This is a genomic window from Fontibacillus phaseoli (assembly GCF_003337355.1).
In the GTDB taxonomy this organism is placed as follows: Bacteria; Bacillota; Bacilli; order Paenibacillales; family Paenibacillaceae; genus Fontibacillus; species Fontibacillus phaseoli.
Window position 1 is genome coordinate 1,207,893 of the sequence record NZ_QPJW01000001.1, and the last position, 16,466, is coordinate 1,224,358.

Genomic DNA, 16,466 nt, shown 5'->3' on the forward strand with positions numbered 1-16,466 from the left:
ATTCTCATGCATTAATGCTAATGCGCCAACGCTTTGGTTCTCACCTTTTCGCTCAGCAGCATTTGTGCGGCTGCCCTGCCGCTGGAGAAAGCCCGCTCGGCGAGTTCACCTTTGCCTTCACAACCATCGCCGCAAAAGTGGAACGGGACACCTTGCAATTTGTTCGGAAGCAGTTTGTTGGAATGGATGTTCTTCACGCTGGATACCATGGCTTTTTTGGAAATCCGCTTCACAGCCGTATGTTCGCGCCAGTCCGGATAGTAGGTGTCGAACAATGCTTCCATTTGCTGTGTTTTGCTCTCCAGGTATTGCTTCTTCTGGTCCTCATCACTGAAATCGTCATTCAGATAAGCGATGCCTTGAAGAAGTTGACCGCCAACCGGCACTACCGTATAATCCGTCGCCGAGACATCGCTGATAAATACCTTGTTATCCATATCGCTGATGTAATGGAAAGGGCGGGCTACCACTTTCGAGAATCCGACGTCGTATACCAGCACTTCGGTACAACTATTGTCTTTATAAGGATCGAGCGGCCTTGCCCAAGGAGAAGATTCCAGTAATTTTGAGACTTGCTGTACCGGCATTGCAAAAATAACCTGATCAAATTCCAACGCTTCGCGGGCTTTGGTGTTCAGAATAAATTTGCCGTTGTCCATGACGATCGATTCCACCGGTTCTTTAACCGCGATATCCCACTTCTCATTCCCGCCGATTTTTTGCACAAGTTGATCCGTGATCGTCGCCCAGCTGCCAAGAATGTAGTTGACCGGTTTAGAGGAAAGGAACAAATTATGATAATACTCTGCGATGACTTCACCGGAAACTTTGCGGGCATCCTCAGGAGTGATGAAAAAATTGGAACTGACCAAGTGCTCCCATAATTCCTTGACGTCCGGAGCGGCATTGGATTGGTCCAAATATTCTCCTAACGTCCGGTAGCGCTTCAAGTGATGGATGTTCCCCATCACCGCGGCGATTTCCGCCACAAATCTCACTTTTTCCAGCGTGGTTAACACGTCGGTCTTCATGATGTTGACGAAATCGAGGGGAGCGGGCGTCAAATTGCCGTGCTTGGCATATACGACTTTCCGCTTATCCACTTGTTTGCTTTGGAATTTGAGCTGTAACTCTTCTTCCATGTGCTGCAGTGTGTGTCTGTCGATGCCGTAAACCGCATGGGCGCCGTAATTTAACGTAAAGCCGGATTTTTCATAGGTAAATGCACGTCCGCCCAACTGCGGACTGCGTTCGAACACCGTGCCTTCGGTGTCCGGACTGTCGGACAAATATGCGGCAGCCGTCAAACCGGCCAGACCGCCACCAATGATTGCGATTTTCATGAGAGAACCTCCTAAAAGGTTTTGAATGAAAAAAGTTTCTTTAGGATAGAAATCCAATTGTGCAAAACCGTATTCTTCTATCAGTATATGCTATTCATGTAAGCGCGTCCATAGAAACGGACACTAAATATTCAAAATTGTAATCGCATTCATGGATGGTAAGTAATTTTTTCCTTGACAGGCTAGCGCTCTTCTAATTTAGCCGTCACCTTAAGTCCTTCACAATGAAGCCGCTGGGACTTTTGCCGCATTAGCCGCATGGCAAGTTATTTTGTTAGGCATTTGCACCATGATAGGCATCCGCACATAGGATATAGCGTTGAGAAGTGAGGAAAGGGGGAAACGGGATTTGGCTGTGATCAAAACCAATTCTGAGGATGTAAAGCTCCTCGGAAGGCTCATGCGGGCGGAAGCCGAGGGAGAAGGCGAACAAGGGATGCTGATGGTCGGTAACGTCGGGGTTAACCGGATTCTCGGGGGATGCCTGGACTTTCGAAATATACGCAGCATGAACGATATGGTATTTCAATCGCCAGGAGGATTCGAGGCCACGCAAAAGGGCTATTTTTATCAAAAAGCCCGCGACCGGGATATCAGGCTGGCCCAGCGTGTCATTAACGGAGAAAAAATAAGGCCCGCATCCAACGCGCTCTGGTTCTTCAGACCGGCTGGCGCTTGCCCGGGGACCTGGTATAACCAGTCGAACACCGGCAGATTCAAGGCGCATTGCTTCTTCGCCCCGACCGCCGAAAACTGCCCGGCTGTATATTGACTTGAAACGACGGCAAGGCTCGTCTTTGGGATTTTTCATTACATGCAAGGGATCAAACCATGAGCAAGAACATTTGAGGAGGAATCATTTCCATGTTTAATCAACCTTATCGGCCGGTGACTTACAAAATCGGAGGAAACCCTACCGGTGCATATCCATCCGCAGCGGGAACAGGAACCGGCCCTGCCGGTTATCAGCCGCCGCAAGTGCCCAGCGGCAGCCCGATGACGCCGTCCGGAACCGTAATGCCCGTACAAATCCCTACTTACGAGCAATCCTACATTGAGAATATTCTACGCTTAAACTTGGGGAAAGTCGGTACGTTCTATATGACTTACGAGAACAATTCCCAATGGAATGCGAAAATTTTTAAAGGGGTGCTCGAAGCCGCCGGCCGGGATCACATCATTATCAGCGACCCGAATACGGGAATGCGTACGATCTTGTTGATGGTAAACCTGGATTACGCCACGTTCGATCAGCCGCTTGTTTATCAATATCCCGGAACGATCGGCAACCCGCCGACGACCCGGAGATAAACCATGCTTATAGCCTTTGGACCTCCTCTGGGGAGGTCCTCTTTGCGTCATCGCAAAAAATAGCGCGGCATTAAGCCTGTTTCCATGGCATACACCGGGGTTTGACTGTGTAGTGTATAATTATATAATTAATAGTAATTCATTTAGTTTATTGTAACCGGTTTTAAATGTTCAAAGCAGGGGAGATGAATCCATTGGGAAGTTGACGATATATGCCGATTTTAAACATCAATATCATTTCAAACCGCGAAGGAGGTGCACCTATTCACCGCACGGATGGCGGGAATAGGAAACGTATTGACTGACCCTTTACCGAGTCTTTTTTCAATTGGACTGATGTTGTTATTGGTCCTGCTTAACGGATTTTTCGTATCTGCGGAATTTGCAATCGTAAAAATCAGAAGCGGCCGGATTGATGCTTTGGTCGAAGAAGGACGTAAAAACGCCGTTATTGTGAGAAGCTTATTAAATCACCTTGACGGATACTTATCCGCTTGTCAGGTGGGAATCACGCTTTGTTCCCTGGGCCTTGGATGGCTTGGCGAACCGGTGGTGGCCCGGATGCTTAGCCCGTTATTTGAACTTGCTGGTTTTAGTGAAAAACCTGTGAATATCGTATCGCTGCTGGTTTCCTTTTTACTGATTGCCGTACTGCATATTGTTCTCGGGGAACTTGCCCCCAAAACGATCGCCGTGCGTAAAGCGGAGCAAATCACGCTTATTTCGGCTCGTCCTATGCGTTTTTTCTACAAGCTGATGTTTCCTTTCATCTGGATGCTGAATCGCCTGTCTTCCGGATTGCTGAGATTGTTCGGGATCGCTCCCGTTTCGGAGTTAGATTCGCTGCATACCGAGGAAGAAATCCGGGTGATGATGAAGGAGAGCACGGAGAGCGGACTGATCGATAGTGCGGAAATGTCGCTCGTCGACAATATTTTCGAATTTGCCGAAACGACTGCCAGGGAAATCATGATTCCCCGGACGGAAATGATTTGCTTGTATACGCAAAATACGCTGGATGAAAATCTGACGATTGCGTTGGATGGCACGCGTACACGTTATCCTGTCTGCAACATCGATAAGGACCATATTATCGGATTTATTCATATTAAAGACTTAATCCGCTCGAATACCCAGGATTATCGCGATTTGCTGCGCCCGATTATGGCTGTGCCCGAATCGATTCAGATCAGCGATCTCATGAAACGCATGCAGCGCGGTAAAACGCAAATCGCCATCCTTATCGATGAATACGGAGGCACTTCCGGGATGGTTACGCTGGAAGATATCGTCGAAGAAATCGTCGGAGAAATTCAGGATGAATTTGATGAGGAGCGGCCCGGCATTGAGCAATTGGATGAAGATGTCTTTTCCATAGACGGCCTGATGCTGATCGAATCGATCAACGACCGGTTCGGTTTCGAGCTGGATTCCGAGGATTACGACACGATCGGTGGCTGGTTGTACTCCAGGATTGAAATCCTTCCGCCGCAAATCGGCCAAACCGTGGAATACGAAGGTTACATTTATTTGGTGGAGGAAACCGACAACAAGAGAATTTCGCGCGTCAAGCTGCTTAAGCAGCAGTATATTCCGATCGAGGAAGCAGGCGCATAACATACATGAAGAAACGGCGGGCAGCCCTATAAGGACTGCCCGCCGTTTCTTATTGATTCAATCCGTTGGCGATCGCGAGCATTTCTTCTTTGTCGACATCGCCGAAAGCGTTAAAGTAGACATTACCCAGCATCATGTTAATTTCCGTTACGTTTCCGGTGCTGATATAAGCAATGCTGCCGTTATTTATCTCAACTTCTTCCGTGTTTTCATTGCTTATGGTGGAAAGAACCTCGTTAGTCATCAACAAATCGAAAATCAGTCTAAGCGATTGGTTATTCTGCGAGATGTAGAGCAAATGCGCGCTCTTCCCGAATGAATTCGGATCATCGGACGTACCCGCCGGAATGACAACCTCCAGCGAATGCAAGGTGAACCGGTCCGGAATATAACTGATCCGGGGGAGGGAGAACGCCAACGTATCCCTGGCTTCATCCATGTTCATCTTAACATAGGAATAAGTTCCCGAGTCGACGAGATGCACCGATTTACTCATTTCCTGGAGTTCTTCTTCCGTAAATCCGTCCGGCGGTGGCGTCGTCTTGGCTTTGGAAGAATCAGCCTGCTGCTGAACATTACCGAATACGATTTGTGACATCCCGCTGCCCAGGTTTTTGAGTTCCTGAAAAATGGGGGAGATCGCTTTGGTTACTAAAGGAGGACTGAACATGACGGCTCCCAGAATCATAGAGGCGGCCACAATACCGAACAGCTTGGCGTGGCGTCGTCGTTTGCCGAAGTTTCTGCGCCGGTTCAATTTCTTTTGAATCCGTTCCCAGGATTTGCGGCGTTCTGCTTCAGAATAGGTAGGTAGGGTGTCGATCGCTTTTTGAAAGGCATCATTAAACAAGGACTCAAACTCAGCGGGATACTCTTGATTTTCCATCTTCTCGTTTTTGATATTCGCCACCCCACTCTCTGTACAGCATTTTCTTGATTCCTTCCCGGGTACGAAAAAGCCGCTGTCTGACGATATTCTCGCAGAGATTCAGCCGCTCGGCTATTTCTTTATAGCTTAACCCCTGCTTCCAGCGCAATTCGATCAATTGGCGGTATTCCGGTTTCAGCTTGCTCAAATGAGCGTGGATCGCTTCCTCCATCATTTTGGCTTCGACCGTTTGTTCAACGGATGGGACATTAGGACTAATAGGATCTATATCCATATAAACACGCTCTATGTCCAAGTGGTTACGGAATTTTTTATTTTTTCTAAAATAATTAATGGTCGTATTCCGCGCCACGGTTTTTAGCCATGATTTCATAACGCATTCATTTTCGAAATATGGCTTCTTCGTTACAACTTTGATAAATGACTCTTGAATTATATCCTCGGCAGCCTGATGATCTTTCACGAGATAGAAGATGGTCCCATATACAAGATCATAAAAAGCATAATAGACTTCTTCTTGAATGCTGACTGACAAATTATCAAAGTCGGCTCCGAGCAGCCATTCCAACCGTTCCGGCATGGTACTCCCCTCTCTAGCCGTTAAGGCAAGTCAATCTATAAAAAAACCAATACCTCGATTTTACTATAACGCGGACTCGAAAGGAATGTTTTTCCAAAGAAAAAAGGTTCAAAGGCAGTTTTCTCCTAAAGAGTGCCTTTGAACCGAGGATAAAATCCCATTTGGAGTAAGCGGGGTACTAGTCTTCATCCACCGATAAGGAATCGTAATCTTTGACATTTCGTTTGGCGGCCAGGGCTGGGGAATCGGAATTACCGTATTGCGCCAGCGAATGCCATGCGTTCGAGTCGTCGAATTTTCCGGCGTCACGCTGTCTGTTTTCTCCTGCTCCTTTTGGAGGGGGAGTGATCAGATTTTCTTCAACAGGCCTGTAGTCGCCGACATTCCGTCCGGGGGTATGCTCCACACAAAACTCGGTATAAGGAACCGTTTCAAGACGCTCATATGGGATTTCATTCCCGCAGACGGAGCAGGTTCCATAGCTGGCATCCTTGATCCGGTCCAAGGCCCGGTTAATTTCCTCAAGGTTCCTTGCCAAATTATCGTCAACCGCCATATCGCGGCTACGCTCAAAGGTTTCCGTTCCGACGTCGGCCGGATGATTGTCATAGGTGGATAATTCTCCTGTGGATACCCGAAGCGACTCCTTGGAAGGGGAAGCGGACGGCTCCGTGTTAAAATGATTTTCGAGCTCTTGCTTTTCTTCCTGAAGAGATTCATTCAAATGCTGAAGCTGTGTTTTAGTCAGATGGCTCATGAACTTTCCCTCCTCTAAAAATAAGGCCATGTCCTGTGATCCAGCCTATTTATGTTTTACCCGGGAATGAAGGAGGGTGACGCAACGGCAGCTTTATCTTACAATGGGGGTAAGGTAGTCAAACGAGTCAAACTCGCACAAGGGGGGGATAATGAAATGTGGCTGTATGTCGTGATCATTGCGCTCGTGGTCATTGCCGCGGTCGGCACGTTAATCATCGGAAATTCCAAGGAGAATCGTACAGGTAACCCGGATTATGACCAGCGGACAAAAAAGAATCTCGTCAAACTGACGCTCATTTATGGCGGCTCTATCCTGGTGATCGCTTTGCTGCTGGTAGGCCTGCTGGACCTGTCCTCGTAAATTAGCCTCTTAAGAAAAACCACCCCGCCGTAGATTCCCGGCGGGGTGGTAATTATACTTAGCGCAGAAGTTCAATTAAACTGCTTAGAACGCCCAGTTGCCTTTAGAGAAAATTTGCTCTTCTTTGCCGTCTTCCGTGATGCCGAAAATGTCCATCTCCGCCGAGCCGACCATAAAGTCTTCATGGGCGAAGCTTGCGTTGAGTCCATGCTGCTTCAATTCTTCGCTGTTCATCGACTTGCCGCCTTCCAGGTTAAAGGCATAAGCATTGCCGATCGCCAAATGATTGGATGCATTTTCGTCAAACAGCGTGTTATAGAACAAGATTCCCGACTGTGAAATCGGGGAGCCGTGCGGCACGAGGGCGACCTCGCCCAAATAGTGCGAGCCTTCGTCCAGCTCGACGAGCTGCTTGAGGGTTGCTTCTCCGACTTCCGCAGCGTAGCCCACGATTCGGCCGTTTTCAAACGTCAGCTTGAACCGGTCGATGATGTTCCCGTTATAGCTTAACGGTTTTGTGCTGGACACGGTGCCGTTGACGCCGGTTTTGAGCGGGGCGGTGAACACTTCTTCCGTCGGAAGATTCGCCAGGAACGTATTGCCTTGAGCGTTGATGCTCTCTGCGGCGACCCACAGATGCCCCTTCGGCAGTTCGATCGTTAAATCCGTTCCAGGCGCGACATAATGAAGCTTTTTGTATCGTTTGGAATTCAGGTATTCCGACTTTTCGGTCAGATTGGCAATATGCTCCCGCCAAGCGGCGATCGGATCGGGCTGATCGATTCGTACGGTCCGGAAAATCGCTTCCCATAATGCATCCACTTGCTGAGCTTCCGGAACGTCAGGGAACACTTTAGCCGCCCAGGTCTTCGAAGGAACGGCAACGATCGACCAACTGAATTTGTCGGACATCTGCATCTCGCGGTATTTACTCATAGCCTTGCCATAAGTTTTTTGATGGTTGGTGATCCGCTCCGGATCGACGCCGGTCAGCAAGTCCGGATCCGAAGAGATGACATGCAGTACGGCTGCGCCGTTCTCCACGTATTCGAGCATTTCTCCCGCATACCATTTCGGATCGTCCAGGAAGGATTCATCCGCTGCCAGCTCATAACGAAGCCGGGTGACAGTGTCGTCGCTCCAGTTTACTTTGACGAATCTTGCTCCTGCTTCATAGGCTTTTTTTACAATTAATCGTACGAGTTCAGCCGAATCTACGGTAGCGACCACGATCAGGTTTTGTCCTGGCTGTACATTGGCACCTATTTTGACGGCCAATTCCGCATATTTCTGCAGCTTCTCTTGAAAATCAGACATATTCGTTCCTCCAGATAGAAAAATGGTTATTGATATATCATACTACGAATTAGATATTCTATCCAATTAACCAATGGTTATTTTTCCCTCAGGATATTTGAATAATTCTTTTTCCGATTTCGGAGCCAATGCATAGGCCAAGGTCACGGGACCAACTCTTCCCAGGAACATGACTATACATAGAACGGCTTTGCTTATGTCCGTTAGCCGCGGGGTCAAGTCAAGGCTAAGTCCAGCCGTGGCGAAAGCCGAAGTGGTTTCAAACAACAGGAGGAGGAACTCCCTGTCTTCAATGACGGACATGATCATCGCCGTGAAGATGACGAGGAACAGCGCCAGCCAGGTCTGGGTAATCGCCCGCATAATCGATCCTTTGGACAGCCGTCTGCGGAAGAAGACAATATCCTCGCGGCCCCGGATCATTGCATACATGGCGCCCAGCAGGATGGCGAACACGGTTACTTTGATCCCGCCCCCCGTGGATCCTGGGGCAGCCCCGATAAACATAAGCAAGATGAACAAGAATTGAGTAGAGAGTTCCATGTCGGCCATACTTAGCGTAGTAACGCCGCCTGATCTGGAACTGATCGAATGAAAGAACGAACTCATGGCCCGATCTCCCCAGCCAAGCGGCTTCAGGGTTTCGGGGTTGTTCGATTCAAGGGCAAACATCATTAGCGCGCCGCCTAAGATAAGGAATGCGGACATACTCAGGACCACTTTAGTATGCAGGGACAACTTCCGGGTACGGGAGTAATGCAGCAAGTCGGAAATGACGATAAATCCGATTCCCCCCAACACGATCAGAATCATAACGACGATATTGACGAACGGATCACCGGCATATTCCGCAAGGCCGCTAAACTTGCCGTGGATCGATCCGAACAAATCGAAGCCGGCATTGTTAAAAATCGAAACGCTGTGGAAGACGCCAAAATAGAGCGCTTGATGCCAGGGCATGTCCACCGTCCATCTTGCAGCCAGAAGCAGCGCTCCTGTGCCTTCAATTACTAGTGCGTAAGTAATAACCCGCCGGATCAGCGTAAGCAGTCCTTCCATAGAGTTATGATTCATGGCTTCTTGCAGCAAGAGTCTGTCCCGTAGTGAAATCCGCCGGTTAAACGCGAGTGCAATCAGCGTGCCGAAGGTCATGAATCCGAGGCCGCCAATCTGGGTCAGCGCGAGAATCACGATTTCCCCGAACAGGGAAAAATGATTTCCCGTATCGACCACGGCCAACCCGGTTACGCAGGTGGCGGAAGTTGCCATAAAGAAGGCGTCGATCAATTTCATCGGCTTTCCGTCTGCGGAAGCCGGACCCAGAGACAGCAGGAAGGTACCCAAAATAATGATGAGACCGAAGCCGTAAGACAATGTTTTGGCCGGAGTCAAAGGATGGATTTTTATTTTCTTTTTGTTCTTGCTGCGCTTTTTAAACAATGTGTTTTCACCTCATACATGATCTTGCTATTGACGTAAAACATGGTAGGATATTTCAATAAGGATGACAATAATGTTCCTCAATCATCTTATTATAGTAGAAACATCGGATTTGATCGATATTTGACGAGAAATTACAGAAAAAGGAGTCAGGGCAGTCATGAAGCTGAACATTGTGCAAGCGGACATGCATAAGGATGAAGAAGGGGCTTTTTTGGGTAAAACCATATTTGAAGTAGAAGGTCATAAGGCCGCTTATGAAATTACGTTTTTCAGTAAAAAGGGCAAGGAGTGGGACTATAGTTTAAATTATGCCCATGAGTCCGGGCTTGAAGCGGAATTTGTCAAAGTGGACGAAATGGTCGAGCAGGACGATGACCAGTTTGACGAATTGCTGGATGCTGCTATGAGCAAGCTCCCGGAATCGGAATAAGGTTGGCCCGGGCCGGGCACCAACATCATTACTTAGCCTCAGTCGAGATGGCCAGGATGGGTAATAACATTACATAATGCAAAGAAAGGGGGAAGCGTCATTGATGGAAAAACCTTTTTACAGAAGGTGTCTTGGAGTCATCATGATCCTCACTATCATTTTTTTGATTCACAAGGTTCATTTTATTTTTAATCCACTGGTGACGCTGATCAAGATACTGATCGTTCCATTAACGATCTCCGGGTTTTTGTATTATTTGCTGCGGCCGATCGTACAATTTCTGGAAGATAAAAAGATGAGCAGGGTGCTGTCTATTTTGTTCATATACCTGTTGTTTGCAGGCGTTGTCACCATATTTCTGATGGTGGTATGGCCACCGCTTCAGAGACAGATTACCGAGTTCATCAACAACGTGCCTAAATTGATCGACGGCTTGCAAAGCCAAATGAATGAAATCAAGAACAATCGTTATTTTTCGATGTTCGACAACAAGGATACCCAACTGATGGACAAAATCACGGAGTACGTGAATGCGGGAATCCAGAGCGCAACGGGTTATATTTCCCATATATTCAGTTTCCTGAACGACTTCTTTATTGTCGTCGGTACGGTACCGATCATGCTGTATTACATGCTCAAGGAAGATCACCGGGTAACGCCTTCACTGGTGCGCATGGTACCTAAGCGTTTTCGGCGGGAAGGCGAACATGTCGTTCATGACATCGATACGATGCTGAAAGGATTCATTGCGGGAAGAATGATCAGCGCCGTGGTGCTTGCCGTAATGTGCTTCCTCGGCTTTTGGCTGATCGGGTTGCCATACCCGTTATTGCTGGCTATTGTCGGAGCACTATTCAACTTCATTCCGTATTTCGGTTCGCTGCTTGGAGCGATTCCTTGCGTGATCGTCGCTTTTACCGAATCTCCTTCCATGGTGGTATGGGTTATCATTATTGTAGTCATCGCACAACAAGTCGAAGGAAATCTGATTTCGCCTTACATCTATGGAAAAACGATTAATATACATCCGTTGACCACCATCGTGTTGTTGTTGATCGCCGGTGACTTCGTCGGAATTTTAGGAATGATTTTGGCGATTCCGGTGTATATGATGGTGAAAATATTCGTGGTTCGCGTGTATCAAATCTATTTGTCCGAGAAGGTAGAGGAACTGAATACGTAATCCAAAATATTTCCATTTCCAAATCATTTGGTGACGAATATCATATCACCAGTTCCACTCCTTGCGAGATGATTAACCTAATAAAATGGTTATCAAAAATTCTCGGGGGATGATATGAAATGGCAGTAACCGCCAAAAACGGGAAGTACTTTTATGCTTGGAGCAAGATACTTCCCGATGGATCCTTTTACCTGCCGGATCAAGCCCTGCAGGAATATCATATCCGGACCGATTCGAAAGTCATTTTGATGTCAGGGCGCAATACCGCCAAAGGATTCAGCGTCGTGTGCAAGGAGCTGATCGATAATTCTCCGCTCGCCAAGGTGTTCGCAAGCTTACCGCAGTTGCGAAGCTTCTCGATTCCGGAGGGAGAAACGATTTCCTTCAAAGAACGAGTGTTTTGCTGGACGTATCTAGGCAGTAATCACTACATTCAACTGCCGCTGCAAACATGGGCGGAATTCGGCGTGAACCCTGGCGACAAGCTGCTTAGTTTGAGAGCTACGCATCTGGCGTTCAACAATCTGGCCGATGGGCCATACATTGAATTGGCTAAGCAAGTCAGAGGCATGACGGTATACGAATAAGCAAGTTATTAATGTCAAAAGGCTTCCTGCGTAAATACGCGGGAAGCCTTTCTTAATTTTGTATTGATGGTCGGAAGAAGATGCCTTCGCTTAATGAATCATAGTTTGCTGTCCACTTACGCAAAATGAACATGAATGAAGGGAGCGATGTCATGAAAGCAGTTACTTATCAAGGAAAGAAGAGTATCCGCGTTAAAGACGTGAAAGATGCCAAACTGGAAAAAAAAGACGACATCGTCGTACGCGTCACTTCGACGGCCGTTTGCGGTTCCGATCTGCATATTTATAACGGAGAAATTCCCGGGATGTACGACGATTACGTAATTGGTCACGAGCCGATGGGGATTGTGGAAGAGGTCGGGCCCGAGGTGACCCGGGTAAAGAAAGGGGATCGTGTAATCATCCCGTTCAATGTGGCGTGCGGTGAATGTTATTTTTGCAAGCATCAGTTGGAGAGCCAATGCGACAATGCCAACGATAACCGGGATACCGGTGGATATTTCGGCTATTCCACCCGATATGGCGATTATGCAGGGGGTCAGGCGGAACTGCTTCGGGTTCCTTTTGGTAATTTCGTGCCTTTCGTCATTCCGGAGAATGCGGAAATGGAGGACGAGAAACTGTTGTTTCTGTCCGACATTGTACCGACCGCATATTGGAGCGTCATCAATGGAGGCGTAAAGGCCGGGGATACGGTCATCGTCCTCGGTTGCGGCCCGGTTGGATTGCTTACGCAAAAGTTTGCCTGGCAGAAAGGTGCCAAACGTGTCATTGCCGTGGATTACCTACACTATCGCCTTGAACACGCCAAACGGAGCAATGGGGCGGAGGTGTTTAATTTTGAGAAATCGGATAATTTGGAGGAACACTTGAAAGAAATTACGCAGGGCGGCGCGGATGTTGTAATCGACTGTGTCGGTCTGGACGCCAAAAAGTCGGTTGCCGAAAAAGTGGAGACCGCTTTAATGCTGCAAGGAGGTTCCCTCAGCGCATTTAACCTGGCATCCAAGGTGGTTCGAAAAGCGGGGACGATTCAAGTGACCGGCGTATATGGCCTGAAGTATAATCTGTTCCCGTTTGGCGACCTGTTTGAACGGAACATCAATATCAAAACCGGGCAGGCTCCGGTGATCCATCTGATTCCCGAACTGTATGAGCAAATCCGGACGGGACGCTTTGACCCAACGGATATTATCACGCACCGTCTTCCCCTCGACCAGGGAGAGCATGCATATCAAATATTTAACGATAAAGAAGAAAACTGCATTAAAGTGATTTTAAAGCCTTAAAGCAGATCCTTCCGGTTTGTCCCGAACAAGAGAAAACAGCCCAATAAGGGGCTGTTTTTCTTATTAAAATATACGGGATGCTCAGTGATATTTCCCGATGATGCCGTCATAGACTTCTCTAGGTCTTAATCCGACCAGCTTCTCTACGGGCTCACCATTGTGAAAGAAGATCACGGTCGGTAAGGACATAATTCCATAGGTTGACGCTAGTTCAGGGGATTCATCGACATTCACTTTCATCAAATTGACGTTTCCCTCATAATCTTCATGAAGTTGTTCGAGGATGGGACCGAGCACTTTACAGGGCGGGCACCACGGGGCATCGAAATCTACGAGAGTCACTCCTTGAGACAGTAGTTCCTGGTTAAATTCCGTGGGTGTCGTTATTCTTTTTACGCTCATGCTTCATTTCTCTCCTTTAAATTCGGATTTTCTTCCAGCAGATAGGCGATCCTTTCCTGCAAATTGGACTTTATCGAGGACAGCAAAGCGATTTGCTCTTCGATTTCTCTCAGCTTGCTGACATAAACGGGCATAATCTGTTCGCAAAACGCTTCCTTGCTAGCCATGACGCAGTTTAGAAAACCGGAAATCTGCTCGGTGGTCAGCCCCAGTTGGAGATAAAACTGAATCGTCTTGACTTGCTCTACAGATAAGTTGTTATAGTCCCGATATCCGTTATCCATTCGCCGCGAGGCAATCAATCCTTGTTGCTCATAATAACGCAGCGAGCGGATGCTGGCCCCCGTAGCTTTAGACAATTCGCCGATTTTCATAGCTTACGTTTCACCTGCCTTTATTGCGGTTTCGGTAACATAATCACATTATAAACCCTGACATTAGTGTTAGGGTCAATCTATTTTTCTCAAGCATCCGAACCGTGTATAATGAAATGAGCGAATGAAGGTCAGCTTGACGGCACAGGAGTTGTGAATTCGCCAATTCATATGGAGGAGGAACCAAATGAAACCGGCTTTATTGATTATCGACCTGCAAACAGGTTTTGTATCCGGACCGCGGAGACGCGGGGAAATTGAAGAGGCATGCGAGTACATTAATGCAACCTCCGAGTTATTTCGGAATGCCGGTCTTCCGGTCGTGATCGTGCAAGACACCGAATGCGGCAAAGAGAGTGAAGGCTATGAACTGATTCCCGAAGTCGTTGTGCAGGAAACCGATTTGCGAGTTGAAAAAGAGTGGTCCAACTCGTTTTGGAAAACTCCTTTAGAGGAGTTGCTGCTTGATCAAGGCGTTGATTTTGTGGTTGTTTGCGGCTTCGCTGCGGAGCACTGCGTGACCTTTACCTACAATGGAGCCCGCGAAAGAGGATTCGGCGCGGCCATATTGCAGAATGGAATATTAGGCGAGCATCCTAATGCGGTTCAATCCGTAGTCGAGGCTCGCCCGCTCATCTCCTATTCCGTGATAGCTTCCATGCTGAAGCGGTAAGGAGAAGAAAGCATGAAGCAGCGGGAATTTGTTCTTGAGGGGACGCATTTGCGGATCAGGCCAACCTGTCCCGGCGCGGACATGGATTTCGTGCTTGAGTTGGAGGATCATGAGGAGAACCGGCGTTTCATAAGCCCCTGGCTACGGGAGCAGCACGAAGAGTTCAAACTCGGGAAAGACCATCTCCATTTAGTCATCGAAAACAAGGAAACAAAAGAACATGTCGGCTATATGCTGTTGGAAGGAATCTTGTTAAAAAGCGGTTGCATAGATTTGAAACGCCTTGTCATTGCTGCCAAAGGCCTAGGTTACGGACGCGAAACCCTGAGACTCGTGAAGGATTGGGCTTTCAATAATGCAGGGGCGCATCGGCTTCAGCTTGATGTGAAAAGTATCAATTCAAGAGCTAAGCGGCTTTATGAGTCTGAGGGTTTCGTTGAGGAAGGATTGCTTCGCGACCGTTTCCGTGATGAGAGCGGTAACGGATATGTTTCGCTGTATATCATGTCTATCCTGGAAAAGGAGTATCGGCATGTTTGATCCTACGGTTTTTGACAATCTGAAGGTCGTTCTTGAAGGCGCCGTGTACGATTTGGATCTGCGCGGTCTGCTTCGCATTAGCGGGAGGACCGACCGGGTGGAGTTATCGACGATGTCCCGGTATTATGCGATCCAGTTTAGTTTGCCCGATAAACCGGAGCCCTGGGCCGAACTTAGGCTGTGGGCCGATACGGAGGATCTGGCGGGCGAAATTCTGGAGCTGAATTCCGTCACGCTTGGCTGCCAGATGCAGCCGGTCTTTTACAAACATTTGAAAGATCCCGCTGACGAGTGTCCGGTCATTGAGAGGCTGACTACGGAAATTTGGGGCAGCCATATCCATCAGATCCAGAGAATCGTCTCGGTTTACGGCGATACACAAGCTCTTCCGCTGGACGAAATCATTGTTCAATTCAATAGAAGGTTTGGGGAAGAGGTTGCCTCAGACTTGCCACAAATGCTGGATCATATGCTGATTATGCTGGAAAGACTTTAATGCTAACGGTAACTATTTTACATAATTAATATAATTAATTATTAGCGGGAGGCCAAACTAATGAATGCTCATGAAATCGATTATCGGATTATCGGTGAAGAAATGCAGTGCGTCGAGGTTCATCTTGATCAGGGGGAGAGCGTTGTGGCGGAAGCCGGCAGCTTCATGATGATGGATCCCGACATTCGGATGGAGACCATTTTTGGAGACGGCAGCAACCAGGGCGGGGGGCTGATGGGCAAACTGATGGGAGCCGGAAAACGCCTCATTACCGGCGAAGGTCTGTTTATGACCGTGTTCACCAATGCCGGTTATCAGCGTCAGGGCGTGACGTTTGCTTCTCCTTATCCCGGTAAAATCATTCCGCTGGATATGCAAATGCTGGGCGGCAAAGTGATTTGCCAAAAGGATTCCTTTCTTTGCGCGGCTAAAGGCGTATCCGTCGGAATTGAGTTCCAGCGTCGGCTGGGGACCGGTTTTTTTGGCGGTGAAGGATTTATTATGCAAAAAATCGAAGGGGACGGCCTCGCTTTTGTGCATTCCGGCGGGTTAGTACTTGAACGGGATCTTGCCCCTGGGGAAGTTATTCGTTTGGATACCGGCTGCCTCGTGGCGATGACCGCTTCGGTAGATTACAACATCGAGTTCGTCAAGGGCGTAAAAACCGCGCTGTTTGGCGGCGAAGGCTTATTCTTCGCCACGCTCCGCGGCCCGGGCAAGGTATGGGTACAGTCGCTTCCGTTCAGCCGCTTGGCGGATAAGGTGCTTTCCGCTGCACGTCATGGAGGAAAAGATGAAGGCAGTCTGCTTGGAGGCCTCGGGAATTTGTTTGAACGTTAAGCTTAAGAAGCAACGATTAAGAGGGATTGACA

Annotated in this window: 20 protein-coding genes; 12 read left to right on the plus strand and 8 right to left on the minus strand. The window is 48.1% G+C overall.

What is annotated here, in order from left to right; genetic code table 11:
* Positions 1-17: 17 nt before the first annotated feature.
* Positions 18-1,343 (minus strand): FAD-dependent oxidoreductase, encoded by a 1,326-nt coding sequence (locus tag DFP94_RS05950; RefSeq protein ID WP_114495459.1) that lies wholly within the window; start codon positions 1,341-1,343, stop codon positions 18-20.
* Positions 1,344-1,692: 349 nt separating this feature from the next.
* On the opposite strand from DFP94_RS05950, the gene DFP94_RS05955 reads away from it, so the two are divergent.
* The 3 genes from DFP94_RS05955 to DFP94_RS05965 all read left to right on the plus strand — a co-directional run bounded on the left by DFP94_RS05955 (position 1,693) and on the right by DFP94_RS05965 (position 4,271).
* On the plus strand, positions 1,693-2,115 hold the full coding sequence (locus DFP94_RS05955) for a cell wall hydrolase (protein WP_114495460.1): 423 nt from the start codon (positions 1,693-1,695) through the stop codon (positions 2,113-2,115).
* Positions 2,116-2,207: 92 nt separating this feature from the next.
* Positions 2,208-2,654 carry a spore coat protein GerQ gene (gene gerQ, locus DFP94_RS05960; protein ID WP_114495461.1) on the plus strand — a complete coding sequence of 149 codons (447 nt, stop codon included), beginning with the start codon at positions 2,208-2,210 and terminating at the stop codon, positions 2,652-2,654.
* Between the two features lie 297 nt (positions 2,655-2,951).
* Entirely contained in the window at positions 2,952-4,271 is a 1,320-nt protein-coding gene (locus tag DFP94_RS05965; RefSeq protein WP_114495806.1) for a hemolysin family protein, read from the plus strand.
* A gap of 49 nt (positions 4,272-4,320) precedes the next feature.
* Here the strand turns inward: DFP94_RS05965 and DFP94_RS05970 are convergent, their stop codons facing one another.
* The 3 genes from DFP94_RS05970 to DFP94_RS05980 form a co-directional block, all read right to left on the minus strand.
* Positions 4,321-5,181, minus strand: a complete 861-nt coding sequence (locus tag DFP94_RS05970; RefSeq protein WP_181873029.1) for a hypothetical protein — start codon at positions 5,179-5,181, stop codon at positions 4,321-4,323.
* Positions 5,132-5,740, minus strand: coding sequence for an RNA polymerase sigma factor (locus DFP94_RS05975; RefSeq protein WP_114495463.1), 609 nt, complete (start codon positions 5,738-5,740; stop codon positions 5,132-5,134). Before DFP94_RS05975 ends, DFP94_RS05970 begins: the two co-directional genes overlap by 50 nt.
* A 178-nt stretch (positions 5,741-5,918) precedes the next feature.
* Positions 5,919-6,497, minus strand: coding sequence for a TraR/DksA C4-type zinc finger protein (locus tag DFP94_RS05980; protein ID WP_114495464.1), 579 nt, complete (start codon positions 6,495-6,497; stop codon positions 5,919-5,921).
* Between the two features lie 156 nt (positions 6,498-6,653).
* On the opposite strand from DFP94_RS05980, the gene DFP94_RS05985 reads away from it, so the two are divergent.
* Positions 6,654-6,860: a hypothetical protein gene (locus tag DFP94_RS05985; RefSeq protein ID WP_114495465.1), complete on the plus strand. Its 207-nt coding sequence runs from the start codon at positions 6,654-6,656 to the stop codon at positions 6,858-6,860.
* A gap of 84 nt (positions 6,861-6,944) precedes the next feature.
* Here DFP94_RS05985 and DFP94_RS05990 read toward each other — a convergent pair whose 3' ends face one another.
* Positions 6,945-8,177: an aminopeptidase gene (locus tag DFP94_RS05990; protein ID WP_114495466.1), complete on the minus strand. Its 1,233-nt coding sequence runs from the start codon at positions 8,175-8,177 to the stop codon at positions 6,945-6,947.
* Positions 8,178-8,243: 66 nt separating this feature from the next.
* Positions 8,244-9,617: a TrkH family potassium uptake protein gene (locus DFP94_RS05995; protein WP_114495467.1), complete on the minus strand. Its 1,374-nt coding sequence runs from the start codon at positions 9,615-9,617 to the stop codon at positions 8,244-8,246.
* Between the two features lie 160 nt (positions 9,618-9,777).
* Here DFP94_RS05995 and DFP94_RS06000 point away from each other — a divergent pair, with 160 nt between their 5' ends.
* The 4 genes from DFP94_RS06000 to DFP94_RS06015 all read left to right on the plus strand — a co-directional run bounded on the left by DFP94_RS06000 (position 9,778) and on the right by DFP94_RS06015 (position 13,109).
* Positions 9,778-10,050, plus strand: coding sequence for a hypothetical protein (locus DFP94_RS06000; protein WP_245954506.1), 273 nt, complete (start codon positions 9,778-9,780; stop codon positions 10,048-10,050).
* A gap of 103 nt (positions 10,051-10,153) precedes the next feature.
* Entirely contained in the window at positions 10,154-11,233 is a 1,080-nt protein-coding gene (locus DFP94_RS06005; RefSeq protein WP_245954508.1) for an AI-2E family transporter, read from the plus strand.
* A 119-nt stretch (positions 11,234-11,352) separates the two neighbouring features.
* Positions 11,353-11,820, plus strand: coding sequence for a hypothetical protein (locus DFP94_RS06010; protein ID WP_114495470.1), 468 nt, complete (start codon positions 11,353-11,355; stop codon positions 11,818-11,820).
* A gap of 152 nt (positions 11,821-11,972) precedes the next feature.
* Positions 11,973-13,109, plus strand: coding sequence for a zinc-dependent alcohol dehydrogenase (locus DFP94_RS06015; protein WP_114495471.1), 1,137 nt, complete (start codon positions 11,973-11,975; stop codon positions 13,107-13,109).
* 81 nt (positions 13,110-13,190) lie between these two features.
* Here DFP94_RS06015 and trxA read toward each other — a convergent pair whose 3' ends face one another.
* Positions 13,191-13,511, minus strand: coding sequence for a thioredoxin (trxA, locus tag DFP94_RS06020; RefSeq protein WP_114495472.1), 321 nt, complete (start codon positions 13,509-13,511; stop codon positions 13,191-13,193).
* Positions 13,508-13,885 (minus strand): MerR family transcriptional regulator, encoded by a 378-nt coding sequence (locus DFP94_RS06025; protein WP_114495473.1) that lies wholly within the window; start codon positions 13,883-13,885, stop codon positions 13,508-13,510. The genes trxA and DFP94_RS06025 overlap by 4 nt, the downstream gene beginning before the upstream one ends.
* Positions 13,886-14,072: 187 nt before the next feature.
* Between DFP94_RS06025 and DFP94_RS06030 the strand changes: the two genes are divergently transcribed.
* The 4 genes from DFP94_RS06030 to DFP94_RS06045 are packed head-to-tail and all read left to right on the plus strand — an operon-like array spanning position 14,073 to position 16,434.
* On the plus strand, positions 14,073-14,558 hold the full coding sequence (locus DFP94_RS06030) for a cysteine hydrolase family protein (RefSeq protein ID WP_114495474.1): 486 nt from the start codon (positions 14,073-14,075) through the stop codon (positions 14,556-14,558).
* A 12-nt stretch (positions 14,559-14,570) separates the two neighbouring features.
* Complete coding sequence (locus tag DFP94_RS06035) at positions 14,571-15,098, plus strand: GNAT family N-acetyltransferase (RefSeq protein ID WP_114495475.1); 528 nt, start codon at positions 14,571-14,573, stop codon at positions 15,096-15,098.
* Complete coding sequence (locus DFP94_RS06040) at positions 15,091-15,594, plus strand: hypothetical protein (RefSeq protein ID WP_114495476.1); 504 nt, start codon at positions 15,091-15,093, stop codon at positions 15,592-15,594. The genes DFP94_RS06035 and DFP94_RS06040 overlap by 8 nt, the downstream gene beginning before the upstream one ends.
* Positions 15,595-15,654: 60 nt before the next feature.
* Complete coding sequence (locus tag DFP94_RS06045) at positions 15,655-16,434, plus strand: TIGR00266 family protein (protein ID WP_114495477.1); 780 nt, start codon at positions 15,655-15,657, stop codon at positions 16,432-16,434.
* Positions 16,435-16,466 lie beyond the last annotated feature (32 nt).

Coding starts and splice junctions, on each gene's coding strand:
- DFP94_RS05950 (WP_114495459.1), bottom strand. CDS start 1,343: ATGAAAATCGCAATCATTGGTGGCGGTCTGGCCGGTTTGACGGCTGCC.
- gerQ (WP_114495461.1), top strand. CDS start 2,208: ATGTTTAATCAACCTTATCGGCCGGTGACTTACAAAATCGGAGGAAAC.
- DFP94_RS05975 (WP_114495463.1), bottom strand. CDS start 5,740: ATGCCGGAACGGTTGGAATGGCTGCTCGGAGCCGACTTTGATAATTTG.
- DFP94_RS05980 (WP_114495464.1), bottom strand. CDS start 6,497: ATGAGCCATCTGACTAAAACACAGCTTCAGCATTTGAATGAATCTCTT.
- DFP94_RS05985 (WP_114495465.1), top strand. CDS start 6,654: ATGTGGCTGTATGTCGTGATCATTGCGCTCGTGGTCATTGCCGCGGTC.
- DFP94_RS05990 (WP_114495466.1), bottom strand. CDS start 8,177: ATGTCTGATTTTCAAGAGAAGCTGCAGAAATATGCGGAATTGGCCGTC.
- DFP94_RS06000 (WP_245954506.1), top strand. CDS start 9,778: ATGAAGCTGAACATTGTGCAAGCGGACATGCATAAGGATGAAGAAGGG.
- DFP94_RS06005 (WP_245954508.1), top strand. CDS start 10,154: ATGGAAAAACCTTTTTACAGAAGGTGTCTTGGAGTCATCATGATCCTC.
- DFP94_RS06010 (WP_114495470.1), top strand. CDS start 11,353: ATGGCAGTAACCGCCAAAAACGGGAAGTACTTTTATGCTTGGAGCAAG.
- DFP94_RS06015 (WP_114495471.1), top strand. CDS start 11,973: ATGAAAGCAGTTACTTATCAAGGAAAGAAGAGTATCCGCGTTAAAGAC.
- trxA (WP_114495472.1), bottom strand. CDS start 13,511: ATGAGCGTAAAAAGAATAACGACACCCACGGAATTTAACCAGGAACTA.
- DFP94_RS06025 (WP_114495473.1), bottom strand. CDS start 13,885: ATGAAAATCGGCGAATTGTCTAAAGCTACGGGGGCCAGCATCCGCTCG.
- DFP94_RS06030 (WP_114495474.1), top strand. CDS start 14,073: ATGAAACCGGCTTTATTGATTATCGACCTGCAAACAGGTTTTGTATCC.
- DFP94_RS06035 (WP_114495475.1), top strand. CDS start 14,571: ATGAAGCAGCGGGAATTTGTTCTTGAGGGGACGCATTTGCGGATCAGG.
- DFP94_RS06040 (WP_114495476.1), top strand. CDS start 15,091: ATGTTTGATCCTACGGTTTTTGACAATCTGAAGGTCGTTCTTGAAGGC.
- DFP94_RS06045 (WP_114495477.1), top strand. CDS start 15,655: ATGAATGCTCATGAAATCGATTATCGGATTATCGGTGAAGAAATGCAG.